Here is a 22,310-nt window from a genome sequence, read left to right as displayed (position 1 = left end):
GCGGTGGTGGTCGCCGTGCCCGTCACAACGTTCACGAGCTGTTCGTTCCACGCCCCGGCTTTGACCACGACGCTGTACTTCAAGGTGGCGGTCTGCCCGGCCGGGAGGGTGAACGCCGCGGTGGCGAGCAGGGTGGAGGGCGGCACGGGATTGGCCACCGCCACCGGTGCCCCGGTGCCGATTATCAGGGACGCGGACCCGGACACGAACGTCGCATCGTCCAGGACCTCCGCCAGGTTGTCCTTCAGCACAACCCCGGTGATGGTGCCGCTGATACTGCTCGCCGTGACCGTGTACACGATGGTCTGGCCCGGAGTCACGGACCCGTTCGCCGGAACGGCCCCGTTGACCGTGGCGGTCTTTTTGATCTTCCACGCCGGGGGTGCGGTGACCTGAGCGTCGTCGGTTGCCGTGACGGGCAAACCCAGGGGCGGGTTCCCGGTGACCTTCGCCGTGTTCGTCAGCAACCCCGTGGTGACATCGCTCGCCGTGACCACATAAGTTGCGGTCGCGGTCACGGACTGCCCCGGCAAAAGGATGCCCGGAAGGCCCGGCCAGGCGTAGGACAGGGCAGACATGGTGCCCGTTCCGGAGAACTGGGTCTCGGCGATGACCACCGAGGTCAGCGTCACGTTGCCCGTGTTCTTCGCCACGAACGTGTACGTGGCCGTTTCACCGGCCACCAGGATGGTCTTGTTCACCGTCTTCACCAACGTGATCGCCGGAACAGCCGCCGGAGCAACAGTGAAGATGTAATCCTCCACCTCGCCGGAATCGGAGGGTCCGATCGGAAGCTGGACCTGGGCGGTGGTGTAACCGACCCGGAACCGCGCATACGTCGTCCCCGCAGTCACCCCCGCAGGGACCGTCGCCCAGGTCAGTGTGGCGGTCGTGGCACCCGCCATGAAGGTGGCGCAGGCCCGCTCGGCAGTGTTATTGAACAGTCCGTCTTTGTTGAAATCAATCCACCCGCAGGTCATGCCTGCTTTACTGGCCCCACTGATCGCCACCGTCGTCGAGTAGGTGGTAGCACCCTGCACCATCGGAGCCAGCACCACGCCGTCGTCCATCAGGTCCTGGGCCGCCGTCGCACCCGCATTCGGCGACGCGGTGCCGTTGGCCACAGTCGCGTTGTCCTCAGTCACACTCGGCCCAAGCGTCACATCCGACAGAACAGCCCTGGCAGCACTGCCTTGGTCATAACTGGCCGGGGCATCACCGAAATCCTGGGGCACCGTCACGGCCATGACGAAGTTGTCCCTGTTGTGCAATGGGTCCGTACTGTCATTGATGGTGTAGGCCGGCAAAACAGGAGTGGTTTGGACAAAAACAGCACTGATGTTGAAGGTCAGAGAGGTGACGGTTCCGTTGATGCGGGCCGAACCGCAACCAGCTGTCGCCTGTGCGTCGACGGGGTCGGGTGTGCCGGTCTGCACACTCGTATTACACGCCGTTCCGGCGTTGTCGTTGGTGGTGGTGATCGAGTTTCCAGAGACGGAAAGATTTCCACCGGAGAGCTTGGTCATCGACAAACCTGCAGTCGCAAGGTTGAGCACCGCGTGCTGCTGGGACTGTTTGTCAACGGTCCCGTTATTGCCGACGTCGTTCAAAACGTATCCGCCGAGGCCAGCGATGTTGAGCACAGGATTCCGCACCGGCTGGCTGAAAGCGATGGTGACAGTCCCCAAGCCTGTACAGGTGCCAACCGCTGGGCAGTTGTTGATCAGGTTCGATGAGAACTCGACCGCAGGAGCGGTGGTTGCAAGGCCTGGCGTGAAATCGGAGGCAACGTAACCCCGGCTATTCATCGAAGATGCGCCCACGAGGTCAGTCAGGCCGGATTGATCATAGGTGGCCGTAAGACCGGATCCCGGCATCGTCAAAATAGCCGCCCCACCGGTGACGTTTGCCTGGTTGGTTGCTACTTCGTAGGCGTGAGCTGGTGCAGTCAGGTGGAGCACCCCCAATAAAAGAGCGCCAAAAACGACCATTAATACGGTAACGAAGGCGGTTATTTTCCCAAGCAGATACTTCAAGGGATTCTCTCCAATGAACAGTGACCGACAGACCCCACAGCCGCCGGCCAAACATATGTTGCGGAGACTGACCGATTGCGTCCGGCAAGGTCGGGTCTCCAGTCAAAGGAGTGCGTGATTGGAAAAGTTCATGCCGCAAAAAGCAAGAATTTTTTGAGAGACAGCTCTCGGGACTCCTCCAGGAAGTTCGCGGCCTCGGTTCGGTTCCTGACAGAGCCGCCGAGTGAAACCCGGAGATCCTCACAGCATCGCGGAGGAGTAGTATTCCGCTCCACGCGGGATGGGCGTGGGAAATGAGGCTTGAGCAATTCTCCTGCAGAGCTGAAAGGCATTGGGTGCGCTTTCTGCGGGCCAGACCTGAGCTGCGTCCCCGAGACGTGGTCTTGCCCTTTGATAGCGACGAAATCCGCTGACTGGGCGTGACAACTTCATCAATTGCGCGCAGGCTGGTCCGATGGGGGAAAAGAAGCGCGGCCAGGCCGATGGGCAGCGGGGCGAGGCACGGTCGGCGCCGGTTGCGGTTGCGATCCTCAATATAGCCGGGGTCGTTACTTCTCTCATGATCATTGGCGGGCTCGGTCTGGCCATCTGGATGTACGTGTGGTCCCGGGAGGTGATCGCAGCATACCCTGTCGAGCCTGACAATGACGTAACACGCGGGTTCTCCATCGGCATGGCTGGCGGCCTTGGAATAGCAGGACTCTCCGTCGTGGCCCTTATCGGGTTAAGCCGCGGAAGGCGCTGGGGCGGCATTGTTGACGCGTTCCAGTGGATTGTCATTTGGTTGCCCTTCTCATTTGGGCTTCAACAGTTCTCAGCAGATGCCTTCGCGATCTCCACCACCGTGTCCCTCGTGGGTACGTTGGTGGGCGTGCTGGCGTACGTTACTGTGCCGCGAGGCCGCCTCACCAAGGGCAGGCCCCGGCGTGAGACTTGCGCCCAAGACCTCTGAAGGAGGTGGCTCACAGCTCTATCGCCCGCTAAGTGGCAGGCGTAATCTGGGTGGAATTCGCTACCACCATGCAAAGCCCGACAGAAGGGGATGTCCACGGCATGAGCATCAAACACGAATGGAATCGGCTGGACTCGGAGACCCGGACATGGCTCTTGGAGAATCCGGCAAGCCTCGTTCTGCCCCAAGCCCTATCGAGCAGGATCAGCAACGAAGCATACAAGGACGTCGAGTACGACGTACACGGGCAGGTTGTACTTACCCGCGATGATCACGATTTCCTCCGGGACAAAGCGGAGGCCGCCGGAACCATCCGCGTTCCGGACACGGAATACCGATTCTTCGACACGGCGCCTTTACCGGTCATCGGGACACCGTCCACTGGAAAGCATGCCCAAGAGTCGGCCGGTAACGGTCGGTAGGAGCAACTGCCGCGCTTCCACACCTTGCCGCTACCGCCTACTCTTCCACGGCAGCAGGGACCAAACCACCCTAGCCCCGGTGCAGCGATAAGCGGGCCTAAGTAAAGACTCGAAAAGAAGCATTGGGATCAGGTTCGCTATCCACAGCAGGAGCATGCCACTGACGCCAAAAACTCGTGGAGTGCCCAACGTAAAAGCCGTGGAAACACCTGAACCAATAAAGGTCACAACGAAGACCAGCCATTTCCACGGCTTGGTAGTAAGCACCTATGGTAAACGCTTTTTCTACCTAGCCGCCAGGCGCGTACAAGCGTGTAAAGACGACCCTCTGATTGCGGATCCGTTCTTTGCGGCCAGCGATCCTATAACCGCGGGCGCCCGAATGCACTAAGGTCCCACTCATGATTCTGAGAGATCGCTACCCAAAGCGGGCATAGATCGTGCCGCCGATCAACAGCTGAGCCACATGCTCCTTGAGGTAAGCGGGACGGGGTGGTAACTCATACTTCTGCTTCAACGATCTTCATTGAAGTTCAGCTGTTCCTTCCGGCGATGGGGTAGGCATTTTCAATTGACCGAGCCCTGTGTGAACGATTCGTCTTGGCGCCACCGTCAGGTTGACTGGTTGGCGGGTCAGAGGCGGACACTTTTGTTGTCGCTCATAGCTTGAACACCCTTCGTGGTGAGGCATCAACGATGTCCACAATGAGCTCGTGTGCGCGTTCTTCGCTGATTCGGTGTTCGGCGACGAGCCGCGCGAGGAAAGCGGACTCGATTCGGCGTGAGGTGTCGTGGCGGGCCGGGATGGAGCAGAACGCCCGGGTGTCGTCAATGAATCCTGAGGATCGTGAGAAGCCCGCTGTTTCCGTGACTGCGGCGCGGAACCGGAGCATTGCATCCGGTGCATCCAGGAACCACCACGGGGCACCTATATATACAGATGGGTAGAAGCCAGCCAGTGGCGCCAATTCACGTGAGAAGACTGTTTCGTCCAATGTGAACAGCACAAGGTGGAAGTCTTTTGCCGTGCCGAAGTCCTGCAGCAGCGGCCGGACGGCTTCGGTGTAATTGACGGCGAACGGAATGTCGTGTCCACGGTCCGGGCCATATGCCTCAAATGTGGGGCTGTGGTGGTTGCGGTATGAGCCGGGATGGATCGTCATAACCAATCCGTCTTCTACCGACATTCTGGCCATCTGATAGACCATGTGCGCTTCGAAGGCGTCGCGGTCTTCCGGGGTTGCTTTTCCGGCGCGGGCGCGCTCGAACAGCCGCTCTGCCTCAGAATAATCCAGTTTGAGGGTGGCGGGAGTGCGGACGCCGTGGTCAGCGGACACAGCCCCGCGATCAAGGAAATGACGCCGTCTTGCCTCCAACGCCTCCAGGTATCCCTTGTAACCAGAGGAACCGGTGCCCCCCGCAATGAGTCGTTCGACATTGTCGTGCCATGCCGGATGGGCGATGTTCAGGTACTGGTCCGGGCGGAAGGTGGGAAGGACCCTCCCCCCGAAGGACGGGTCTGCGGCCAAGGCAGCGTGGCTGTCCAGCGAATCCAAGGGATCATCGGTGGTGGCCAGAACCTCGATATTGAACTCTTTGAACAGCTCGCGAGGGCGGAACCCCGGTTCGGCGAGCTTGGCAGAAATTGCGTCGAAAATCCTTTCGGCGTTCTCCGCCGTCGGCTCGTCACGTACGCCGAACACGTGCTCGAACTCTTGCCGAATCCAGTAGCCGGATGCCGTGCCTTCGAACTGCGGCCACGCAGCAATAAAGTGCCTCCAAATTTGACGGGAGTCAGCCGGAGCAGCTCCCAACCCCAACTGGTCCATGGAGGTTCCGCCAGCGTGAATCAGGCGGGTCACGTAGTGGTCCGGGGTGACCAGGAGCGCTGCAGGATCTGGAAAAGGCACGTTGTTTTCAATTACCCCTGCATCCACATGTCCGTGAGGGGAGATAATCGGGAGACTGGATACTTGGTTGTAAAGGGAACGAGCTATGTCCCGAACGCCGGGTTCGGCCGGGAGGAGCCGGTCAGGATGGGCTGCTATTGACTGCTTCATAGGTTCAGGAGGCTCCTGCTATTGAATTCGGCCCGCACGGGCTACGAGGTCGTTGTACTTTCCGGACAGGACTTCATTGAAAAGGTCAGCCTGGTTCAGTGTGGTAGACACGCAGCCCGCCCTGTTCCCAGGGCGTTGACGGCGTCACTGACAGGCACTGCGGGCTGCGGGCCCTCGCTAATGGGGTCCAAAATGTCGCGGTGCCGTATCTGCCCCGATGGGTAAACCGTTGGGTCAGAGTGTGCCGCTGCAAGTCCGAGAGCCGCAGCGTCCGGGCCTTGCCCGCTTGGCGCAACTGCTGCTCCGGCCTGGCGGTTATGCGCTTCAGGAGCGTCCGGGGGGTTCCGCGTCAGTATATGAACCTGCCGTGTGAACGCGTTGTCCTGCACAAGTGCAGGAGGTTTCGATTTCCAGCCGGACTGTAACCGTCGGCTGGTTTTCCGGCACGTGGATAATGAGGTTCTTTTCGAGCATGGTTGTGCTGTTCATCGTGGTCCTTTGAAGTTGATCTTTAGTATTGGTTGGCCGCGTTGAAGCTACGGCAGGGCGTCGGTACCGACGGACGCACGGTTATGTGGCAACTGTGCGACTCGACCGGACGAGCGGGTGGTCCTTCGCAAGCCTTTCCTGGGTGTCGGTTACTTGATGCCGGTGTTGGCAATGCCGGTGACGATTTGCCGTTGGAAGAAGAGGAACAGAATGATCACGGGCAGAACAGTGACGACGCTCATGGCGAGGATGAGGTTGAAAGGAACGGTTTCCTCGGCGGTGAACCTGGCAAGGGCAACCGGCAAGGTGTAGACAGACTCGCTTTGGGCGACCACCAGGGGCCACAGGAAATCGTTCCACCGCCACATGATGGACAGGATGGCAACGACGGCAAGCGCCGGCCGGCACATCGGAAGCACGATCCGGAAAAATATGCGGAACTCCCCTGCCCCGTCCACTCGTGCAGCCTCTATTAGTTCATCCGGAATCGAGAGCATGTACTGCCGCAGTATGAACACTCCGGTTGGAGTGGCTGCTGCGGGGATGATGAGACCCCAGAGGGTATTGACCAATCCCAGGGATGCCACAACCTGATACACAGGGAGCAAGATAACCTGCAATGGAATCATAATTGTGGCGAGGGTCAGCAGGAACAGCCCGTTTTTCCCACGGAAGTTGTACTTCGCCAAGGCATAGGCTGCCATGGAGTTGATCGCCAGGGTAAGTAACGTCGCGGCGAGGGTTACGATGACGCTGTTGGTCAGGTATGAGGGGAAATTGAACCGGGTCATAGCCTCCGTGTAATTGGAAAGTCCCCAGGACTCAGGCAACAGCGTCGGCGGCCGCTTGGAGAGTTCTGTCGGCGTCTTGAACGACCCGAGGACGAGCCACACGATGGGGATGAGGGCCATCAGGGCTGACGTCACCAAGATGACTACCCTCAACGCATCTGTGGAGGTAACTTTGCTACGTCCCGTGGACGTCCACGTTTTAGACGGGCCGATCGCGGGAGCGTCCTTGGTTACGGTGCTGTGGCTCATGCTGCCTCCCTTTTGCGGCCGATCATCCAGTTAGCGATGGTCAGCGCGAATATTGCACAGAACAGCAGGACGCTGCCCGCTGTAGCGACTCCGTACCGGATTGGCGAGACAAAGCCGTTTTCGTAAATGTACTGAACGATGAGCGTGGTTGCGCCCACGGGGCCGCCGCCTGTCAAGGTGTAGATGAAATCAAATGCTTGGAACCCGTGAATTGTGGCAAGTACGACAACGACAAGGATGCTGGGCTGTAGTAACGGGAAAGTGAGGCTGATGAACTGCTGCCAGCGCGAGGCACCGTCGATTTTTGCCGCCTCATAGACGGACGGGTCGATACTTTGCAGACCGGCCAGAAGGATAAGCATGTAGAAACCCACCTGCATCCATGTGCCGACGCCAATAACGACGACCATGGCCAGGGTGTTATCCACCAACCACGGGACCTCCGGTATGCCGAGGGTGCCCAAGAAGGTGTTGGTCAGGCCATTTTGGCGCTCAAGCATCCAGTTCCACACCAAGCCGGCGACGACGGGCGAGATCAAGACGGGGATGAAGAACACGGACCGGAAGAAGGTCCGACCCCGCCGCTGCTGGTCAACAAGCACGGCCAGCATGACGCCCAGCACGACAGACAACAGGACGAATGCCAGAGCATAAACGACGGTATTCCTGACGATGCCCCAAAAATCCTCGTCGGTGAGGATGCGCTGGTAGTTACCGGTGCCCTCCCACCGGAACGTGCGGCCGTTGGACGAGGAGTACATCGAGATGTTGAAGCCGTTGATGGCCGGCCAAACGGTGAAGAGTCCGAAGATCGCCATGTTTGGCAGCAGGAAGAGATAGGGAACCAGGCGCATCTTCAGCGGCGCCTTGCGCTGCCGAAGGCGCGGCGTAGCTTGTATAGCTGCCATTAGTGCAGTTCCTCCACGAGGGATTGCGTCTTCTTCTGCAGGTCTGACACCGCTGTCGACAGGTCCTTCTTTCCACCTACGACGTCGGAAACGGCGTTGACAAGCTCTGTAGCAGACCCGGTAAAAGCCGGATCAGAGTTCGCCGCGTATCCAAGATCAGGGGTGCGTGCCAGGTCTTTCAAGAAGACGTCCATGTCCGCCTGACGGTCAGGATAGGCAACACCCTTTTCAGCCAGGTCTTTACGGGTGGGCAGGAAACCGCCTGCTTTGATAAACGTTTCCTGGTTTTCCATCGTGTTCATGAACCGAATGAATTCCGCTGCCAGCGCCGGATTCTTGCTTTGTTGGAGTGCCGCCATGTACTTGCCGCCCGGGAAACCACCGCAGTTATCCGCGCAGGGGTTAGGGGCAGCGGCCCACTCAAATTTGGCGTTCTTGGCGAACTGACCGACCTGCCAGTTGCCGGAGAGGTAGACCGGAGCATCCTGTGCGAGGAAAATTTCGTTGGCACCGGAGTAGCGGGATCCCGAGCCGAGCCAGAAGTCTCGGGGCATTCTGTTGTCACTCATCATGTCGATAAGGGGCTTCAGCGCCTTTTTGGCTTTTTCAGCATCCAGCGTGGACTTCCCGTTTGCGACCAATGCCGTGCCGTACTGGTTCAGGACCGTAGAGAGACGGTGCCCGGACTTATCCATCGCAAAGGCGTATTGTGAACCATTTGCCTTCTGCACCTTGGTAGCAGCGTCGATCATTTCCTCCCAAGTCCAGGGCTTCTCGGGATCGGGAAGGCTGACGCCGGCCTTCTTGAACATGTCAACGTTGACGAACGGGCCATTGAGTGTCAGGTCGGATGGGACGGCAAGCATCTTGCCATCCTTGCCGGTTGCGCCGACCACGGGGCCGGGGAGGAATTCCTTGGCATAGTCTTCGCCAAGGTAGCCTCGCAGATCCAGAAGGTCGTCACGGAAGTCAGTCAAACCTGTCAGCCTGACCACGTCAGGAGCGTTCCCACCAGAGAGTCTGGCTTGGACCGAGGTCACAAGGTCCTTGTAGGGCAAAGTCTCCAGATTGACCTTGACTTTGTACTTCTCCTCGAACTTCGAGATAAGCTGGGCGGTCGCGGCCGCGTCCGGCCCATCGGTGAAATAGACGTAGTTCAGGGTCTTGCCCGCAAACTCTGCCGGGTCCACGCTTTGCACAGCCGATGGAGATGCGCCCGAGCCCTGGCCATCGACCTGTCCCGGCGCACATGCGCCCAACATGGCAACTGCGGTGAGTGCTACCAGCAGACGAGCTGTTGTTCGAATTTTCTTAGCCACTTACATCCTCCTTGATGGTGGTCGCCCTTTGGGCGATGCGTTCTTAGGGGCAATACTTTGTTGGGGGCGGCACACTTCAGTGCTGCCGCCGTTCTTTTCCGCAGAATGGACGAGCCGCCTTCTACGAAGCACTAAAACCCGGTAGTACTTCGGCCTCGTCTCACTTTCCGGTCATGTCAGCATGTTTAGGTAGAATTGCAGACGGTAGGCAAGCGGTTGCCAAAAATTGCCATAATATTGTCCTTTCCGCAAGAATCGGGCACGGGGCGACGAAAGCTGATCGCATTGTTCACTTGGCCCCCGTGAGTCTGGAGGCGTCACGTGCCAGGTTCGTCATCTGTTCCCAGTCGTCGTGCTCCATTGCTGAGCGCGGGGTCAGCCAGCTGCCGCCAACGCAGGCGACATTTTTCAGCGACAGGTATCCAGGCGCGGCTTCAAGGCTCACCCCACCCGTCGGGCAAAACAGCACCTCAGGGAGGGGTGCTCCGATGGCGGCGAGGTAGTCCGGCCCGCCAGCTGGGCCCGCGGGGAAAAACTTCATGGCCTTCAGGCCACGCTCACGGACTGCCATCACTTCGCCAACTGTCGCCACCCCGGGAAGCACAGGGATCTTGAGCTGCAGCATGTGGTCCAGCAGGAACGGCGTTACGCCAGGACTGACTAGGAACTGCGCACCGGCGGCAACCGCGGCGTCCGCCTGACCGGGAGAGAGGATCGTGCCGGCGCCCACCAGGATGTCCGGCACTTCGTTGACGATGCGCTTGAGCGATTCGAGGGCGCTGTCCGTCCGCAGGGTGAGTTCGATGACGCCGACACCGCCGTCAATCAGTGCCCGGGCCACAGGAACCGCATGCTGCGGGTCGGCGATGGTGACTACCGGGATGACAGGGGACACGTGCAGGACGCTGGTTGCGTCAGCCATGGGTAATCTCTTCTCTCAGGCCGTCCAGCCCGGTGTCGATGATGTGGTACCAATGCATTAGCAGTTCTACGAAGGCGGCGTTGGCCGCGAGCTCTTCATCGAAAATGCTGCGCACGCCCAGGAGTGCCGGAACCACGGTGGCAGCGGACCGCTCCTTTGGCAGGGCCGCCTGGAGGTCCTCCGCGAGTGGATCGTTCAGATCCGTGGCACGGGTGGCGGCCACGTGGTGCATCCAAGCGGCCACCGCCAGCGCGGCCCAGCGCGGTTCGTGTCCGGCGTCGAAGGCGGCCCGGACAGTGGTCAGCAGCCGGAGGCCGATTTTCTGGGACCCATCGCTGGCCACCTTGGCGGTGGTGTGGCCCAGGGCCGGGTTGGCAAACCGATCGAGGACCTGGGCGCAGTACGTTTCACCGTCCAGGCCCTTGGGGAGGCGGATGGTGGGTAGCGCGTCCTCGGCCATCATCCGTTGGCATGCAGTGCGGAAGGCGTCTTCACCGACCGCTTCGCTGATGGTCGCCTTGCCGCTGACAAGTCCGAGGTATGCCAGCATCGAATGGCTGGCGTTGAGCAGACGCAGCTTCGCCGCCTCCCACGCTGGCACATCGCTGCTGAACAGCGCCCCGGCCTGCTCCCAGGCGGGCCGGTCCCCCGCGAAGTTGTCCTCGATGACCCACTGCATAAAGGATTCGGCCACTACGGCGGCCTCGTCCCGGAGCCCGAGTTCCCGTTCGACGGCGTCAAGGTCACCGGCGGTGGTGGCCGGTACCATCCGGTCCACCATGGTGCTGGGGAAGGTGACGTGGTTCTCCATCCAGGCAAGCAGCGGCCGGGATTGGTCCTCGGGGAGGGCGGTTGCGAACGTCCGGACCAGTGTGGCCGTCAGTTCACCGTTGCCTGGCAGGTTGTCGCACGAGACCACGGTGAGCGGTCCCTTGCCGGCCAGAGCCCGTTTCTGGATACCGCGGGTGAGCTGTCCGATGGCGCTCAGCGGCGGGTTCCCGGCAAGATCGGCCTGGACCTGCTTATCCGCGAGGTTCAGGGACCCGGTATGCGGATCGATGCGATAGCCCTTTTCGGTCACTGTCACCGTTACCACGCGCGTGCTGTCCGCGGCGATCCGGTCCACCACGGCATCCGGCTGGTCCCGGCCGGAGATGGCCTCCACGATGCTGGATACGACACGGAGCGGCTCCGTGCCACTCCCACGCTCAGCGACGCAGAAGAGCCCGTCCTGTGGCGCCAGCTGGCGTGCCACGGTGTCTGAACGCTGGGTGACCCCGATGATCCCCCAGCCGGAATCGCCGGTCGCGAGCATCGCTTCTTCAGTGAAAACCGCGGTGTGGGCGCGGGCAAACGCACCCAGCCCCAGATGGACGATTCCGGGCTGCAGCTTTTCCCGCTGAAGCGCAGGTGTCCGGCCGGCAGCCGCGAGGGATGAATTGCTCAGGCGTTCGATGGCACTGTCCCTTCAACCAAAGTCCCGGCGGCGTGCGCCCGGGTCTGCTCAAAACTTGGAATGAAGCCCGTGCCGCCCCTGCCGCCCACCACCAGGGAAGATGCGGCAGCGCCGAACCGGGCCGCCGTCGGGAAGTCGTTGCCGAGCACCAGGCGGGCCGTCAGGGTGCCAACAAACGCGTCGCCGGCGCCGGTCTGGTCCACGAGGGCAGGCGCCGGGATGGCTGGAACCCAGGCCGACACGCCGTCGGCTTGGAGCTGGACGCCTTTGGCGCCGCAGGTGACCGCAACGTTCCGGGCACCCAGGGTGCGCAGTTTCGCGGCTGCCTCAACCGGCGTCGAGCAGCCCAACAACGCCGAGGTCTCGCCTGGGAAGGACGGTGTGACCAGGAAGGCGCGGGGCGCCAGCTGCTGTAGTGCCGCCGTCGCCTCCCCCACTGAGGTAAGCCGCGGGCGGAAGTTGGGATCGAAGACGAAGTGTTTGGCGACGACAGCTGCCTTGAAAACCGCCGCCCGGGACGACTCGGAGATGGCGCAGGCGATGCCTCCCGCCACCACGGCGCCGGCAGTGGCGAAAACTGCCTGGTCGACGTCGTCCGGGCCCAGAGTGGAACCGACGCTCCCGGTGCGGGCGTAGGAAAACTCGCGTTCGCCGTCGGGATCGCTGTGCACAAGGTAGACGCCCTGCTGGCCCTTGCGGAATTTCAGGAGGGCGGTGGAGATTCCCAATTCGGTGATCCGGGCGGCAATGGCCTGGCCGAGGTCGTCGTCGGTCAGCACGGAGAGCAGGCCGACCTGGGCGCCCGCAGCGGCCGCAGCGGCGGCGACGTTCAGCGCGTCGCCCGAAATGCCCAAGTGCGCGGGCACACCGTGGCCGAAAGGCTGGTCGGTGGCGACTTCGACGAGGATCTCCCCCATCACCACCACGTCAAAGGATTCTTGGGCTGCAGTGTTCACCAGTCGTGTACCGATCCGTCGAGCCGCCGGTTCACCGGCAGGTACTTGGGGTCGAACGGGAACCGGGCGGCGGCTTCCTCGTTGAACTCAACGCCGACGCCGGGAGCGTCGCCGGGATGCATGTAGCCGTCATTAAAGGTGTAGGAGGTGGTGAATACCTCGTTGGCGGGGTCCCGGTGGCCCATGTATTCCTGGACGCCAAAGTTGGGAATGGACATGTCCACGTGCAGCGCGGCGGCGAAGGACACCGGCGAGAGATCGCCGGCGCCGTGCGAGCCGGACCGGACGCCGTAGAGATCCGCGAGGGAGAAGATCCGGCGCAGGTGCGTGATTCCGCCGGCGTGCGAAACCGAGGTGCGGATGTAGTCGATGAGCCGTTCGGTAATGAGCTGCTGGCAGTCCCAGATGGAGTTGAACACCTCGCCCACGGCGATGGGCGTGGTGGTGTGCTGGCGGATCAGGCGGAAGGCGGACTGGTCCTCGGCCGGCGTCGGGTCTTCGATCCAGAAGGGCCGGTACCGTTCCAGTGAGGCGCCCAGCCGGCCGGCTTCGATGGGGGTCAGGCGGTGGTGGACGTCGTGCAGGACGTGGACGCCGTAGCCGAATTCTTCCCGGATGTGGGCCATCATCTTCGGCGCGAAGTCCAGGTAGGCGGTGGTTTCCCAGGTGTCTTCCTGCGGAACGTTGCTGCTGGCCGGCTCGTAGAGCTTCCCGTCCACCGGAGCGATGCCATAGGTCTTGTCCAAGCCAGGCACGGCGGCCTGGGCACGGATGGCCTTATAGCCGAGGTCCAGGTGGTGCTGGAAATCCCTGCTGAGATCCTCCAGGGTGGTGCCGCTGGCGTGGCCGTAGACCATCACGCCCTCGCGGGCGGCTCCGCCGAGGAGTTCGTAGACCGGCATGCCCGCGGCCTTGCCCTTGATGTCCCAGAGCGCGACGTCGATCGCGGCGATGGCGGTCATGGTCACCGGGCCGCGGCGCCAGTACGCGCCTTTGTAGAAGTACTGCCAGGCGTCCTCGATGCGGCGCGCGTCCCGGCCGATCAGCAGCGGGCAGAGGTGGTCGCTGAGGTAGGACGCCACGGCCAGCTCGCGGCCGTTAAGCGTGGCGTCGCCGATGCCGGTGACACCGTCCTCGGTTTCAATAACGAGCGTCACGTAGTTCCGTCCGGGCGACGAAACCACAACCCGTGCGTCGGTGATCTTCATAGGTCGGTCCTACCTACTTCTGAGAGACGTGGCTGAGGTTGAAGGCACGGTCAGGCGACGAGCCCCACCGGGCGCCACTGTGTCCGGGGTCGATCATCGAGCTGCCAGTCGCACGGCGGCGGCAGTGAGGTCACGGGCAAGCATCTGCGCCTTGACGCTGATTTCCGCGGCTTTGAAGGCGTGGACCTGCGTCATCGCGGTCTCGGTCCGGTCCAGGCAGTCACGGATCAGTGCGCCGAAGAACGGGTACCCGACCCGACCCGTGGCGTTGATGTACTGTTCGCCGTCCTTATTAACCAGGAACAGGTGGTCGGCGCCGTCGTCGGCAGCGATGTTAACGTACTTTCGCAATTCGATGAAGCCGTCGGTGCCGAGGATGATTGTGCGCCCATCACCCCACGTGCGCAAGCCCTCTGGGGTGAACCAGTCAACGCGCACGAAGCCGGTACTTCCGTTGTTCATGACGATGTGCGCGTCACCGAAATCTTCGAACGCGGGGTATTCGGAATGTGAGTAATTGGCAACGGTTGCGCTGACGACTTCGGCGTCAGTGGCGCCCGTGAAATACAGCATCTGCTCAAAGTTGTGGCTGCCGATGTCGCAGAGGATTCCTCCGAACTGATCCTTGTCAAAGAACCAGTCTGGTCGGGAGTCGGGGGCGCCGATCCGGTGCGGGCCGAGGCTAGTGACCTGCAGAACGGTGCCGATGGCGCCCCGTTCAATGAGCTGCCCGGCGAGGACGGCCGCTTCGACGTGGATGCGCTCGGAGTAGTACACGGCATATTTCCGCCCCGTCCGGTCTGTGGCTTCACGCACCGCGTCGAGCTGCTCGAGCGTGGTCAATGGTGCTTTGTCGGTGAAGTAGTCTTTTCCGGCATCGATGACGCGCAGTCCGATCGCAGCGCGTTCGGAGGTAACTGCAGCGCTGGCGATTAACCGTACGTCCGGGTCGTTGAGGATCTCGGCCTCGCTGGCTGCGACCCGGACATCGGGGAACTTTGCACGGAAAGCGGCAACTCTGGCTGGATCGGCGTCGTAAACCGACTTCAGCGTGCCTCCGGCGCCGAGCAGACCTTCGGTCATTGCGTAAATGTGTCCGTGGTCCAGGTGTGCAGCCGCGAAAATGAATTCTCCGGGTTTGACCACGGGTTGGGGCATGGGTGCGGGCGCGTAGGTGGCGCCGTCGGAGTTGGGCATCTTGAACCTTCTCTTGTTCGGTCAGTCGGAGACTGCGCTTGTTGCGGCGCCCACGATGATGTCGCCGGCGAGTTCCTTTACGGACTCTCGTTTTTCGTAAAAGTGCGGGGCTCGTTGGAGAAGACCGCCCGCCCGGTAGTAAGGGTCGTCTGCGCGCAGCGGCAGGTCGACGACTTCGTGCTCGATGCCGGCTTTATAGATGGCAGTTACGATCTCGATGGCATTGCGGCCGTCGACCCCGTCCGCGGTGGGTGGGTGTCCGGCGCGGATAGCCGCCATTACGTCCCCGATCTGCCCAGCGTGGCCTTGATGAGGGAGCGGGACATGCGCGTTAGCCAGCGCGTTCAGTTCGTCGACAAGTGCAGGGTTGCCGCCTTCACGGGGGAATCCGTTGGGCTGGGATACTTCCGCAGTGACGCGCCATGGCTGTGAGATGCGCGCGTGTTCACCCTGGATAACGATTTCCTGCTCCTCGCCGTGGTGCACGACAGAGCTGGTCAGCTGCGCCAACCCGCGTCCGTACTTGAGGATCGCGACGGAGAGATCCTCAACCTCGGCGTTGTCGTGCTGCGCATTGGCGATCATTGCGACGGCCTGGCTGGGCTTCCCCATCAGCCACAAGGTGAGATCAATGTGATGAATGGCATGGTTGAGCGTGCACCCGCCGCCCTCCGATTCCCACGTTCCCCGCCACCACAAGTCGTAGTACGGCAGGCCACGCCACCAGGCGGAGTCGATGCGCACATGCGACACGGACCCGATCATGCCTGACACGACCGCTTCCTTGAGGATGACCATATCGTCACGGAAGCGGTTTTGCGCGACCACGGACAGGACCTTTCCGGACCGCTTCTGCGCGGCAAGCATCGCGTCGCATTCTTCCAGAGACGGTGCCATAGGTTTTTCGACCAGTACGTTCACGCCCGCGTCCAACCCCGCAATAGAGAGTTCGGCATGGCTGCTGGGCGGGGTGGCAATACTGATCAGGTCGACCCCGCCGGCAGCGATGAGTTTTGCCGGGTCATCGTAGGTGGCCGCGTCAGTCAAGCCGAACGCTTCGGCCTTGCTCGCCGCCTTCCCGGGATGGATGTCCGCCAATGCGACTATTTCGCACTCGTCAGGGAACTCCAGATACCCGCGAATGTGGGCATCCGCGATTCCTCCGGTGCCGATGATTCCGATTTTGAGCATTCGCTCGTCTCTCTCTCCATGAAGCAAAAAGGGTGGGAGGGGCCCACGAGGTGCCGTGGGGACCCAGGTGACGTCAGGCGGCCTTGTTAACGGAGGCTTTCATTGCTTCCGCAAGCATCGTTCTGTTCTTCTCAAGGGCAACCCAGTTCGAGTCCGCAGCAGGTTGCAGTCAGCAAGAGTCCCACACAAGGACGCAAGGATGGGTCCGAGGTTGAAGACCAAAGCGACACTCGCTGGCACACATCCTCCTCGATGGCTGGGACACTGAACACGTCCATGTAATACGTATTAGTAATACGTATCTGCTAGTATGAGACGCAGATCACCAGGCGTCAAGTGACACCGAACTAAAAACTGGCAGGAGAAGCGGCATGGGTAAAGTTCCAACCAGCCGTGACGTAGCGGCCCGCGCGGGCGTATCGCAGTCCACTGTGTCAAACGTCCTGACCGGGCGGCCTGGCATTTCCCAAGCGACCCGTGAGCGCGTACTTAAAGTCGCAAAAGAGTTGCGCTATCGTCCGAACCTGGCGGCGAGGTCCATGCGGACACAGCGCACCGGTCGATTGGCATTGGTGCTGCCGATCACCACCTGGTTCGCATCCAAAATACTTGCTGGCGCAACCCAAGCAGCCCAGAAGGCCGGCTACACCATCGAGGTCCACACCCTCCCAGGCGACTTCCATGCGAGGCAACAACGCCTTGATGAGATCGTCAACTCCGGGCAATTTGAAGGAGTCCTGTCCTTCGTGCCGATGCCACCATGCCCGTCCGGCGAGGGCGGAGCGACCGTCTTGTCCCTCGCCGAGTTTGATGACGATATGAAAGTGTCCGGGGACCTCACTGATCCCGCACCCCTTGTCACGATGATCGAAGAACTGGCCTCGCGCGGCCACCGGCGATTCCTCCACATCACCGGAGCGCTGGCCTACCCTTCGGCCAGGGCCCGAAGGGATGCCTACGTAATGACTATCGAGAAACTCGGATTGCATTCCCTAGGAGTCATCGAGGGAGATTGGACCGGCGAGTCAGGACTCAACGCGATTCGCAGTCTTCCCGATGACGCCCCTCCGCTGGCAGTCGTAGCATCCAACGATTTAGTGGCCACCGGGGTCGTTCGTGGCGCGCTGGAGCGGGGGTGGACTGTACCCGGCGATCTCTGCGTCACGGGGTGGGACGACCTGGTCTCCAGCGCACTCCAAGTGCCGTCAATCACCACCGTCTTCCTGGACTACCAGAGGCTCGGTGCCCGATCAGTTCAGCGACTAGTCGCCGCCTTGCGTGATGAACCAGAACCGCCTTCCGACGGAGGACTGCAGCGAATCATCTGGCGTGAGTCAACTGGTGACCTCATCATTGCTAAGACGCCTCATGGGAATGATTGATGCGGACTATGTACTGCTACCTGGCCGAGGGAGGGCTTTAATACGTACTCTCGACGTGGGCCTCGACCAACCGGACGTCTTAAGCCGGCCCTAAACAATGGCGATCATGACGTTCCAGCCCTGCCCTACCTGGACGCGTGGCATCCAGCCGTAGTCACCGGCTTCCGGATAGAGCCACAGCAGGCCGTCATTATCCCTTGCGAGCACGTCCGGCCTACCGTCACCCGTAAAGTCACCGGGCACCGTGATGGCGTCCATGACGTTCCAGCCCTGCCCCGACTGGAACCGCGGCAGCCAACCGCCGGCACCGTCGCCGGGGTACACCCACAGCAGCCCTGCCGAATCCCTGGCCAGGACATCAGGTTCCTCGTCCTCGTTCAGGTCACCGGCGCCAAGGACCGTCGTCATGCCGTTCCACCCCTGACCGACCTTGATCCTGGGGAACCAGCCGCCGGTCCCGTCGCCTGGATATAGCCACAGCACACCGCCCGGGTCCCGGGCCAGGAGGTCGGGGAAGCCGTCGCCGTCGAAGTCCCCCGCACCTAAAAGGGCCGTCATAGACTGCCAGCCTTGCCCGACTTGAACAGGTGCCAGCCAGCCAGCATCCCCATCCCCCGGATACAACCACAGCAACCCAGAAATGTCGCGGGCCAGCACGTCGGCCCGGCCGTCGGTGTTGAAGTCACCACCGGCGATGATGGCTGTCATGGCGTTCCAGCCCTGGCCAACACGTTCTGAGGCCAGCCACCCGCCTGAACCATTCGTGGGGTACAGCCAAAGCGCACCGTTGCCGTCACGGGCCAAAACGTCAGTTCGACCGTCCGAGCTGAAGTCCCGGTTTGAAGGGTCCCGGATGACGGCCACTGCTCCGACTGGCGAGGGGACATAGACAGAGTGTGATACCGGGTCCACCACGGGTCGACCGGGTTTGTGGAACGAAACAACAGAGGACACCGCGCTGCCATGAATTACGGAGACCGTGTGGAGCCCGGGACTTGTCACGTACGCGGTGTGGGTTGAAGAATCCACCGCAACATCCTGGGGAAAGGGAACATCAATCGTCCGCACGACCGCTCCGCCGTTGATCACTAGGACTTTCTTGTTGAACTCGCTGGGAACGTAGACGTCATGGGTTACCGAATCGACAGCAATTGACCAACCGCTGGCGGCCGGGATGGTTTTCGTGACGGCGCCATCGACAATGAGCGAAACCGTGGACTTGGAATAGTTGCCTGCGTACACGGCGTGGGTGGAGGTGTCCACGGCGATCGACCACACGTATCCTTCATCCTTCAAGGCGATCGTGCCAGTGACTTTATCCCCCTCGATGACTGTCACACCCGCCATTCCGTTGGCGATGTAGACCTTTCCGGCACCGGGGTCCAGTGCCAGCTCCTGAGACCCCTCAGGAACCGGAATGGTGGCCGTCACGGTTGTTCCGTTGATGACCGTGACAGTGTCGCTTGTTGAGTCGAGGGCGTACAGCGTGTGCGTCAGAGGGTTTACTGACATAGTCTTTGCAGCCACGGCGATCTTGCCCACCGTGACACTGTCCTTCACAACGGAGATGGCTCCGTCGGCTCCCACAAAGAGAGTCCGTGTCGTCGGGTCGTAGGCAACCGCGGACGCGGAGTCGCCAACTTCGAGCCAGTCGCTCACCTCCGGAGCTGCCACGGCAAGATTACTGCCCCCAGCAGCAGCGACAGAGAAAGAGAGGGTGATAACCAGAGCAATGCCAATACGACCCAGATGCCTAGCCAACATCATGCGACATCATTCCCCCAAGGATTTCGCACAGATTCATCCTGCTCAGACAATATGTCCAGACCCGCTGTCCGGCAAGCCGTTTGGACATTCATCGGGGAAATATCGGCGTCTTCGCTGCCCGTTTTATATCGGGCTCTGTCCGCATTCCGGTGCCTGTCATGACGAGCGGGATGCTCTCTGGCTCGCCGCAGGTCCAGCCATGCGCGAACGGCTTCTACAGCTCCGCGCGACCGATGACTACACGTATCTGTCTCTTCAGGAAATAGCCCTTCTGCAGGCATCCCAGGACGAAGAGCAGAGCACGTAGCATTCCTGTTGCCGCTGATCTGTCCGCTCGGCCGTTAATGGTGTCCCGTTTCCTTGGACAAGGAGCGGTTCGTCCCGCGCTCTCGGCCGTGAAGGGGCCAGGGTCAGGGAAGGTGCGTCTGGAGTAGCCAGGACATGGCCTCATCGCGGGAAGTGAAAAACCGAGTGGGGCACGGGAGCGTCCGCCGTGCCATTGCGAAGTTGGCAATGACACGAGTGACCGGACTTGAGCCAAGCAGGGCAATCCGTGAAGCGGCGCACTTGACGCTGAAAACTGACCTGGCCTGACGGGTCACCGCCTGAGTGTTCGCTATGTCGATCAACATCGGGTACTCGGCACCGGCGGCAAGCTCATTGACCGTTGCCATCGCCGCATGTACGTCGTCGGCCTCCAGAACAGTCCCCGGTTGCCACACCAGGTGGAGAACTTCTTCGGCATCGAGTTCCAGTGTGCCCTTGCCGCCATCAACGGTGATTGGATTCATTTTCTCCCCCAGAGTCTTGTGGAGCTAAGACTAACTGCCTGCTTGGATATGGGCACGGTGGTGTCAGGAAACGGGTGCCTGGAGAAGCCAGGACATCGCCTCATCGCGGGAGGTGAAATACCGAGTGGGACACGGGAGTTTCCGCCGTGCCATGGCGAAGTTGGCAATGACCCGATTGAGCGGGCTTGAGCCAAGCAGGGCAATTCGTGAAGCGGCGCACTTGACGCTGAAAACGGACTTGGCCTGAAGGGTCACAGCTTGAGTGTTGGCTATGTCGATCAGCATCGGGTACTCGGCACCGTCGGCAACCTCATTGACCTTTGCCATCGCTGCATGTACGTCATCGGCCTCCAGAACAGTCCCCGGTTGCCACACCAGGTAGAGAATTCCTTGGGCGTCGAGTTCCACTGTGCCCTTGCCGCCGTCGACGGTGATTGGTTTCATCTCTTGCTCCCCCAGAGTCTTGTAGAGCTAAGAGTAACTGCCTGTTTAAAGATGCGCAGCCAAACGACCGGTCAAATTTCGCGGCGTCCCATTTCCTTAGAACCCGGACATCCGTGGGCTCCGGGGACCTCTTGTGGACACGCGCAAATTCATGTCATTCTCTCGTGTCAACGAGTAGGGCGCCGGGAAGCTCCTATGACGTGACCTGACCGAGCGCCGGCTCTTGAGCGTCCGGGTACCGAAGCGGATACTGGTTGGGTCAACGGGCTTAGGCCGTTGTAAAAATACCGACAAGGATGACGGGGTGTTCGAAATGGGAGCTGCAGAAAACGCTGAACTCGTTCGGCGGGGGTACGAAGCCTTCAACACCGGGGATTTGGCGACCCTTGGCGAATTGTTCGCGGAGGACGCAGTCTGGTACGCGGCAGGAAGCGGCGTGCTGTCAGGCAAGAAAGACGGACGCGAAGCCATCCTGGCCTACTTTGGCGAGCTGGGCGCACGCTCCCAGGGGTCGTTCCAGGCGAATGTCCAGGACATCGTCGGCGGGGAAAACCACACCGTGGGGATCCAGCAAAGCCACGCGGAAAACAACGGGAAGACTTTGGACGTGGCGTCAGCCATCGTGTTCGTGCTCCGCGACGGAAAGGTTGTCGAGGGCCGGGAGTTCTTCGAGGACACCGCCAAGGCGGACGAATTCTGGACCTGAGTTCTGGCCCTCGAAGCAAGGATCCTCTAAGGCCATAAAGTGACCCAGAGGCTGGACTTTCGATGCTTGAAGACCTCAGTTCCGGCGGCCGATAGAAACTTGCGTTGGGGACTAGTCGGCCAGTACGGTGCCATAGCTGGCTTCCAAAGTCCGCATACGGTCATCGGCCGCCGGCCCAAGTTTGACGTGGACCGCAGCGATGAGGGCTTCCACCAACACCGTTGCCGGCACGATGCTGTCGAAGGAACCCGCCGCCTCCACCCGCGCCGGCAGAACGACGTCCGCGACAAATGAAACCGGAGAGAGCCACGGGTCCGTGATGAGGACAATCTTTGCCCCCTTCTCACGGGCTGCCTTTGCCAGGTCAACGGTGTCTTTCTGGTAGCGGCGAAAATCGAAGAAGACGCAGACATCGCGTTTGCTGAGGTCAGCTATGAACGTGGAGTCATTGTTAGGATGCTGGGCGTGCACCACGGTGTTGGGTCGCATCAGGCGAAGGTGCAAGTCCAAGTAGGTGGCCAGCAGGTGAGAGAACCTGCCACCGACCGAAGTAATGTCCAGTGACGTATTGCATAGAAGGGCAACGGCACGGTCGAACTCGTGCTCCGGAAGCGAGGCGACCGTGCTCTCGATGCCCTCGACCGCCGTCTCTGCCACTGACTGAGCCAATTCTGGAGCGGCTGAATCAACTCGTATTTTGCCTTGGAGGGTCAGCGGCGATGCCCGCCGCGCCTGCACTTCTTCGCGCAGGGCATCCTGGAAGTCCCGGTACTTGTTGAAGCCCAATCTGCTGACGAACCTGAGCACCGTGGGGGCACTGACATTTCCTTTCTTGGCAAATTCAATGGTGGACTCAAGCCCTGCCGTCGGGTAGTTGGCGAGGAAAACGCGGGACAGCTTGTGCTCTGCCGGGGAAAGCGAACCCTGAATTTGACGGATTCGGTCCGCCAGGGTCAACCGGGCAGATTGGTTCTCAGACTGTTCATATCGTCCGGACTGCGTCATGGCGTTCCTTTCTTGCATAGACGGCAAAGCTGGAAGTTAGTGTGAACTCCCCGCTTTTA

Annotated in this window: 19 protein-coding genes; 4 read left to right on the top strand and 15 right to left on the bottom strand. The window is 61.0% G+C overall.

Annotated features, from left to right (window positions below; translation table 11 throughout):
• Window positions 1-1,991 (bottom strand): DUF7507 domain-containing protein (locus AC1DD7_RS19930; protein ID WP_477516297.1); only part of this gene is annotated, 1,991 nt, incomplete at its 3' end.
• A gap of 499 nt (window positions 1,992-2,490) precedes the next feature.
• Between AC1DD7_RS19930 and AC1DD7_RS19925 the strand changes: the two genes are divergently transcribed.
• Entirely contained in the window at window positions 2,491-2,988 is a 498-nt protein-coding gene (locus tag AC1DD7_RS19925; protein ID WP_477516296.1) for a hypothetical protein, read from the top strand.
• A 101-nt stretch (window positions 2,989-3,089) separates the two neighbouring features.
• Window positions 3,090-3,410 carry a hypothetical protein gene (locus AC1DD7_RS19920; RefSeq protein WP_477516295.1) on the top strand — a complete coding sequence of 107 codons (321 nt, stop codon included), beginning with the start codon at window positions 3,090-3,092 and terminating at the stop codon, window positions 3,408-3,410.
• A 659-nt stretch (window positions 3,411-4,069) separates the two neighbouring features.
• Here the strand turns inward: AC1DD7_RS19920 and uxaC are convergent.
• The 10 genes from uxaC to AC1DD7_RS19870 all read right to left on the bottom strand — a co-directional run bounded on the left by uxaC (window position 4,070) and on the right by AC1DD7_RS19870 (window position 16,156).
• Window positions 4,070-5,470, bottom strand: a complete 1,401-nt coding sequence (gene uxaC, locus AC1DD7_RS19915; protein WP_477516294.1) for a glucuronate isomerase — start codon at window positions 5,468-5,470, stop codon at window positions 4,070-4,072.
• Window positions 5,471-6,108: 638 nt separating this feature from the next.
• On the bottom strand, window positions 6,109-6,999 hold the full coding sequence (locus tag AC1DD7_RS19910; RefSeq protein ID WP_477516293.1) for a carbohydrate ABC transporter permease: 891 nt from the start codon (window positions 6,997-6,999) through the stop codon (window positions 6,109-6,111).
• Entirely contained in the window at window positions 6,996-7,907 is a 912-nt protein-coding gene (locus tag AC1DD7_RS19905) for a carbohydrate ABC transporter permease (protein WP_477516292.1), read from the bottom strand. Before AC1DD7_RS19905 ends, AC1DD7_RS19910 begins: the two co-directional genes overlap by 4 nt.
• Window positions 7,907-9,226 carry an ABC transporter substrate-binding protein gene (locus AC1DD7_RS19900; protein ID WP_477516291.1) on the bottom strand — a complete coding sequence of 440 codons (1,320 nt, stop codon included), beginning with the start codon at window positions 9,224-9,226 and terminating at the stop codon, window positions 7,907-7,909. The genes AC1DD7_RS19905 and AC1DD7_RS19900 overlap by 1 nt, the downstream gene beginning before the upstream one ends.
• 289 nt (window positions 9,227-9,515) lie before the next feature.
• On the bottom strand, window positions 9,516-10,148 hold the full coding sequence (gene eda / locus AC1DD7_RS19895) for a bifunctional 4-hydroxy-2-oxoglutarate aldolase/2-dehydro-3-deoxy-phosphogluconate aldolase (protein ID WP_477516290.1): 633 nt from the start codon (window positions 10,146-10,148) through the stop codon (window positions 9,516-9,518).
• The gene (locus AC1DD7_RS19890; RefSeq protein WP_477516302.1) at window positions 10,141-11,517 is read right to left on the bottom strand and encodes a mannitol dehydrogenase family protein; all 1,377 of its coding nucleotides are present in this window, start codon (window positions 11,515-11,517) and stop codon (window positions 10,141-10,143) included. The genes eda and AC1DD7_RS19890 overlap by 8 nt, the downstream gene beginning before the upstream one ends.
• A gap of 74 nt (window positions 11,518-11,591) precedes the next feature.
• The gene (locus AC1DD7_RS19885) at window positions 11,592-12,560 is read right to left on the bottom strand and encodes a sugar kinase (protein WP_477516289.1); all 969 of its coding nucleotides are present in this window, start codon (window positions 12,558-12,560) and stop codon (window positions 11,592-11,594) included.
• Window positions 12,557-13,768, bottom strand: coding sequence for a D-mannonate dehydratase ManD (gene manD, locus AC1DD7_RS19880; protein ID WP_477516288.1), 1,212 nt, complete (start codon window positions 13,766-13,768; stop codon window positions 12,557-12,559). Before manD ends, AC1DD7_RS19885 begins: the two co-directional genes overlap by 4 nt.
• A 93-nt stretch (window positions 13,769-13,861) precedes the next feature.
• Window positions 13,862-14,965, bottom strand: a complete 1,104-nt coding sequence (locus AC1DD7_RS19875; protein ID WP_477516287.1) for a Gfo/Idh/MocA family protein — start codon at window positions 14,963-14,965, stop codon at window positions 13,862-13,864.
• 21 nt (window positions 14,966-14,986) lie between these two features.
• The gene (locus AC1DD7_RS19870; protein ID WP_477516286.1) at window positions 14,987-16,156 is read right to left on the bottom strand and encodes a Gfo/Idh/MocA family protein; all 1,170 of its coding nucleotides are present in this window, start codon (window positions 16,154-16,156) and stop codon (window positions 14,987-14,989) included.
• A gap of 371 nt (window positions 16,157-16,527) precedes the next feature.
• Between AC1DD7_RS19870 and AC1DD7_RS19865 the strand changes: the two genes are divergently transcribed.
• Window positions 16,528-17,538 (top strand): LacI family DNA-binding transcriptional regulator, encoded by a 1,011-nt coding sequence (locus AC1DD7_RS19865; RefSeq protein ID WP_477516285.1) that lies wholly within the window; start codon window positions 16,528-16,530, stop codon window positions 17,536-17,538.
• A gap of 90 nt (window positions 17,539-17,628) precedes the next feature.
• On the opposite strand, the gene AC1DD7_RS19860 is transcribed toward AC1DD7_RS19865, so the two are convergent.
• From AC1DD7_RS19860 to AC1DD7_RS19850, 3 genes are all read right to left on the bottom strand, one after another.
• Window positions 17,629-19,305, bottom strand: coding sequence for an FG-GAP-like repeat-containing protein (locus tag AC1DD7_RS19860; protein ID WP_477516284.1), 1,677 nt, complete (start codon window positions 19,303-19,305; stop codon window positions 17,629-17,631).
• 410 nt (window positions 19,306-19,715) lie between these two features.
• Window positions 19,716-20,096, bottom strand: a complete 381-nt coding sequence (locus AC1DD7_RS19855) for a DUF7793 family protein (RefSeq protein WP_477516283.1) — start codon at window positions 20,094-20,096, stop codon at window positions 19,716-19,718.
• A gap of 63 nt (window positions 20,097-20,159) precedes the next feature.
• Complete coding sequence (locus AC1DD7_RS19850; protein ID WP_431119850.1) at window positions 20,160-20,540, bottom strand: DUF7793 family protein; 381 nt, start codon at window positions 20,538-20,540, stop codon at window positions 20,160-20,162.
• A 313-nt stretch (window positions 20,541-20,853) separates the two neighbouring features.
• Here AC1DD7_RS19850 and AC1DD7_RS19845 point away from each other — a divergent pair, with 313 nt between their 5' ends.
• Window positions 20,854-21,246 (top strand): nuclear transport factor 2 family protein, encoded by a 393-nt coding sequence (locus AC1DD7_RS19845; RefSeq protein ID WP_477516301.1) that lies wholly within the window; start codon window positions 20,854-20,856, stop codon window positions 21,244-21,246.
• A 111-nt stretch (window positions 21,247-21,357) separates the two neighbouring features.
• On the opposite strand, the gene AC1DD7_RS19840 is transcribed toward AC1DD7_RS19845, so the two are convergent.
• Window positions 21,358-22,251, bottom strand: coding sequence for a MurR/RpiR family transcriptional regulator (locus AC1DD7_RS19840; RefSeq protein WP_477516282.1), 894 nt, complete (start codon window positions 22,249-22,251; stop codon window positions 21,358-21,360).
• Between the last annotated feature and the right edge of the window lie 59 nt (window positions 22,252-22,310).

This window comes from Paenarthrobacter sp. 10L412 (assembly GCF_056395565.1).
This window is presented reverse-complemented; position numbering and strand designations above follow the sequence as displayed.